Source organism: Aquimarina sp. I32.4, assembly GCF_002924285.1.
Lineage (GTDB): Bacteria > Bacteroidota > Bacteroidia > Flavobacteriales > Flavobacteriaceae > Aquimarina.
In genome coordinates this window covers 1-3983 of the sequence record NZ_PGUB01000193.1, presented here as the reverse complement: position 1 = coordinate 3983, position 3983 = coordinate 1, and the positions used below count along the sequence as shown (strand labels likewise).

The 3983-nt window shown below is 31.4% G+C and carries 7 protein-coding genes; 2 read left to right on the top strand and 5 right to left on the bottom strand.

Features of this window, described 5'->3' with window-relative positions; all coding sequences use genetic code 11:
• Positions 1-454: 454 nt before the first annotated feature.
• Together CVD18_RS21700 and CVD18_RS21695 are read right to left on the bottom strand one after the other, a co-directional pair.
• Positions 455-712, bottom strand: coding sequence for a hypothetical protein (locus tag CVD18_RS21700; protein WP_103867555.1), 258 nt, complete (start codon positions 710-712; stop codon positions 455-457).
• 20 nt (positions 713-732) lie between these two features.
• A complete protein-coding gene (locus CVD18_RS21695) occupies positions 733-930 on the bottom strand; it encodes a hypothetical protein (protein WP_103867554.1) in 198 nt (65 codons plus the stop codon).
• Positions 931-1251: 321 nt separating this feature from the next.
• Between CVD18_RS21695 and CVD18_RS21690 the strand changes: the two genes are divergently transcribed.
• Positions 1252-1608 (top strand): hypothetical protein, encoded by a 357-nt coding sequence (locus CVD18_RS21690; protein ID WP_103867553.1) that lies wholly within the window; start codon positions 1252-1254, stop codon positions 1606-1608.
• On the opposite strand, the gene CVD18_RS21685 is transcribed toward CVD18_RS21690, so the two are convergent.
• The gene (locus CVD18_RS21685) at positions 1588-1785 is read right to left on the bottom strand and encodes a hypothetical protein (protein ID WP_103867552.1); all 198 of its coding nucleotides are present in this window, start codon (positions 1783-1785) and stop codon (positions 1588-1590) included. The genes CVD18_RS21690 and CVD18_RS21685 overlap by 21 nt on opposite strands.
• On the bottom strand, positions 1775-2317 hold the full coding sequence (locus CVD18_RS21680) for a hypothetical protein (RefSeq protein WP_103867551.1): 543 nt from the start codon (positions 2315-2317) through the stop codon (positions 1775-1777). The genes CVD18_RS21685 and CVD18_RS21680 overlap by 11 nt, the downstream gene beginning before the upstream one ends.
• A gap of 599 nt (positions 2318-2916) precedes the next feature.
• Between CVD18_RS21680 and CVD18_RS21675 the strand changes: the two genes are divergently transcribed.
• A complete protein-coding gene (locus CVD18_RS21675; protein WP_199185127.1) occupies positions 2917-3411 on the top strand; it encodes a hypothetical protein in 495 nt (164 codons plus the stop codon).
• A gap of 148 nt (positions 3412-3559) precedes the next feature.
• Here CVD18_RS21675 and CVD18_RS21670 read toward each other — a convergent pair.
• A partial coding sequence (locus CVD18_RS21670) for an integrase core domain-containing protein (protein ID WP_146052903.1) occupies positions 3560-3983 on the bottom strand: 424 nt, incomplete at its 5' end.

Here is a 3983-nt window from a genome sequence, read left to right as displayed (position 1 = left end):
TATTACTAGATACTCTCTATCTGATAGCCCTGTTGCTGTAAAGCTTGTTGTGTATTTTGAGGACAAGAATCGAAATGCCATAGTATTATATGTATTAATATGATTTATAAAAATTATTGGGTAGTCTCATTGACTAGTAAGGTTTATTAATGCGGTGCTCGGTATCTGTTTTTTACAAAGACACAGGGGTACGCTGGCATATATGCAGATATAATGACCTATAAACTATGCTATATACTTTTTGTACCCTGCACCTTTGCTGTGAACAGAATTACTCACAAACTCAACTTAAAACCTAATCGGGTAATTTTGGGTATTCTCTTTTTTTATTCTTTTTTACAAAAGGGCCGACAGGAGTAATGGGGCGCAGGATTACACAAACTGCAAATTATACTAACTAATAATAAATTACTCCTGTCTCTTTGCTCCCTTTTGCTAGTGGTACAATACCACTTCACTGCACTGATATAGATAAGGGGTTACCTGCCTTGATAGATTCTATACACAATTTTGACTGCTTGATCATCTCTGCTACCTCTATGGCTGTACTGCCATTGGTATATTTTTCTGCTATCCAGATGCGTAGTAACAGGGCATACCCGCCATGTTTTTGTACACAGGTATCAAATAGTTGGGGGTTAATCAACAAATAGTTGAATACCGTGGCTTCAAATACGCTGAAACGATCTGGTAGAATAGGGGCTGTTTTCATACTCTTTGGGGGTTAATCTATTATACTTCTTTAAACTTTTTGATTAGTTTATACAATGCTTTTATGTGCTGGTCATTGATTTTTTTATCATATTTAATATGCTTTTGTATGATGCCTTTTGATACTTCTATCTCACGCTCAAAAGCATTTTTGTTTATTAAGTGCCCGTTGTTTTCTAACCATTTTTCTACACGCTGTCGAACATTTGGTTTTTTCATATCATTTTTTAATTATATAGAGTTCAGGCAAATACATTTGATCAAAACTACGGGGTACACCAATGTCTTATGATGCAATCTGAATAGCACGATTAACTTATCTTGCTATGTTTAGAATTCTAATCATTTGACTAATTGAATAACATCCATTAAAAGAAACAAAAACTACAGTAAACTAATATTTATCACTATAATATTGGATATATTATTACTTTTGTGTCTATAGTAATATCGTTTCCAATACAATATTAACTATAATAATAGTTATTAACAAGAAATATAGATATAATTTTGACTAAAAAGCACAAAATCGTCGACAGAATGGTTCTTTTTGCGGATCATACAGGAATTAGTCATAGGCAATTTAGCTTATCACTAGGGGCTTCACCAGGGTATTTAAATAGAATTGTATCTCAAAAAAGTAATGTTGGAGGTGATTATATTGAGAAATGTATTGAAGTATATCCTGATTTGAATCCTTTATGGCTAGTTACAGGAGAAGGAAAGATGTTAAAATCTGATGAAGAAAAGAGCATTGATAAAATTATAGATGAAAAAATAGAACAAAAGCTGAATATTCAGGATAATAATGAGGTGATGTTACTTATTCGGACGATTATTGAGAAAGAACTTCAGGGGTTGAGAAGTAAAGAAAATCTATCCGATAAGAAGCTTTAAATACTGTTCTAAATTATTGGACTCTTGTTTTTTATTTAATAAAAGTTGGTTGTCTACTTCTTTTAAAAGTGCTTTTAATTTCCGTTCATACTCAGATGCTTTGTAAGTTTCTTTTAGTGATATTAAACTATGTAATTCTAAAATAATAGCTTCGGTAGACTTTTTCTTATACTTCATCGACATTTTTGTTTCTTCTTATAATCTCTAATTCATTCTCGATCTGTGATCGAAGGTCTAGTAATTTGGAGTGAATATATAATCTAGCAGACCACCATATCAGACCAATTACTATAGGTAAAACCAAAGGCAATGAATACCAAAAGTCGTATTGATCTATAAATTGTATTTGATAATTTAAAACACCCGATAATTGAAATAGGAACATCGAAAAAGGGATCAAAATGGCATATTTCCACCAGTGAGAACATGTTAAGAACCAAATAGACGTTAATAAAACAAAAAGAAACTTGGTAAAGAAAGCATGAAGAAAAGAAAGAACAGACTCAAATCCTCCACTATAAATAGTAAGAAAACCAATTTTCCAAACTTTGCTATTCTTTGGTGCAAATTGATAGAGATAAAATAAAAAAGGCGAAGCAACTAATACCATTATAATTACTACGCCTATCCAAAGCTTTTTGTTTCTATCCGTTTGGTGGGACTTCGTAATCCTCTTTGTCGATTTTGTAAATTTCTGTGTAATTTTCATCTTCCAGTAGATTCAATTCGTCGTTTACGGATTCATTTTCACAACCTGTGAAAAGCGTTAGAGATAAAAATATTAAAATTGTCAATAAAAAAAAGGGGTTGGATTTCATAACGTAAATTTTTGATGAAAAAATGATAGTGGAAATTTAGTGTGTGGTTTGCGTAAAGTATTGATTTACAAATAAAAGTAAAGCCTTTTTTTTAAATCAGTACTACGTTATTTTTATAAATTTTAATGTACTTTTGCCCCCTTTTATTGGGTAAAAAAGAGGAAAAAACCACCTTTTTTAACACAATTTTGTGCTAAAAATGTCAGATTTCAAAAAAATGGGTTACCAAAACAAATATAAATCTCTGTAAAACAGGGGTTTGAACGCTGTAAAACACGTATTTTTTATGTGGTTTTGCCATATAATCAGCTTTAGGTAACTGTGATTTTTTATCTGTCTTCTGGTTATCTATTTGAGTATCAAATCTTAAATTTTTATAAAAAAATCATAAAGAATCATAAAAGATTGATGGGTTTCAGAAAACGAAACTCCCGTGTTATATCCTTGTGCTATAAATACATATATATTAATTATTAAAGTCGAGTACATTATGGCATTAGAAAATCTAATCAGTATTACGTTTGCAGAAGAGGAGTTAAACAACTTAAATCAAGCGATTGCTATGCTCAAAAAAGCATTGCATGGTAAGACAGTAAATCTTACTCCAGATCAACGGGGGCAATATGGGCGAATTGCCAATCAAAATAAATTGATTGTGGATAAGGCAAAGAACTATATGGAGCAACATCCTAGTTGGGTTCCTCGTTTTCTGGATAAAGAGGAGTTTGATCGTGATTATATTACGAGACAACAGATAGAAACACAGGTACAGCTATTGGATGGTTTGACTCAACAATTGATAGATACCAAAACGTTGTTGGATTATGATAATTATACCAATGCGTTGAGTTTTTATCGTATGATGCGTTTTTTGGCGGGTGAGAATGAGCCAGGAGCCAAATCGGTATATCAGGACATGAAGGTGTTGTTCAAAAAAAATGGGGCGACACCTATTGATGATACTGATATTGATATAGAAATATAGTTGTTATTCTATTTTCAAAAAAAACCTAATTCTTTGTTTATAGAGGATTAGGTTTTTTTATACAATCTTTATGACACACTTAATTGAACACTACCACATGTTTTGACCCCTATAAAACAAGAGTAATCTTTTAAATTTGGATTATTAATTATGCTACTCTATTTTTCATTAAAATTAAGTGTTTGTCTTTGTTCCATTTTTCCATAGGAGTTATTCTTCCCAATAGTCCATGATGCCTTACGTTGTTATAGAAAACCACATATCTTTTTAGTATTTGTTGAATCTCTCCAAATGTTCTATACTCAAATCGTTGAAAGACTTCTTTTTTAAGTATTCCATGATAAGCTTCTACATGTGCATTTTCCTCTGGTGTAGCAACATGAGTAAACTCTTGACTTACCCCTATTAATCCTAAGTATTCACGAACGCTTTTTGCTATAAACTGACTTCCGTTATCACTCCTAATAACAACATTTTTAGGGTATTGATAATCTAAAAATATCTCAGAAAGCAATGCTATCACTTTATCTTGTTTTATAGAAAAAGAAAAATAGTCTTTTAATATTCTACGT

Bases quoted from the DNA above. Each gene is read 5' to 3' on its own strand.
- CVD18_RS21675 (WP_199185127.1), top strand. From the start codon at position 2,917: ATGGCATTAGAAAATCTAATCAGTATTACGTTTGCAGAAGAGGAGTTA.
- CVD18_RS21690 (WP_103867553.1), top strand. From the start codon at position 1,252: ATGGTTCTTTTTGCGGATCATACAGGAATTAGTCATAGGCAATTTAGC.
- CVD18_RS21685 (WP_103867552.1), bottom strand. From the start codon at position 1,785: ATGAAGTATAAGAAAAAGTCTACCGAAGCTATTATTTTAGAATTACAT.
- CVD18_RS21700 (WP_103867555.1), bottom strand. From the start codon at position 712: ATGAAAACAGCCCCTATTCTACCAGATCGTTTCAGCGTATTTGAAGCC.
- CVD18_RS21695 (WP_103867554.1), bottom strand. From the start codon at position 930: ATGAAAAAACCAAATGTTCGACAGCGTGTAGAAAAATGGTTAGAAAAC.
- CVD18_RS21680 (WP_103867551.1), bottom strand. From the start codon at position 2,317: ATGAAAATTACACAGAAATTTACAAAATCGACAAAGAGGATTACGAAG.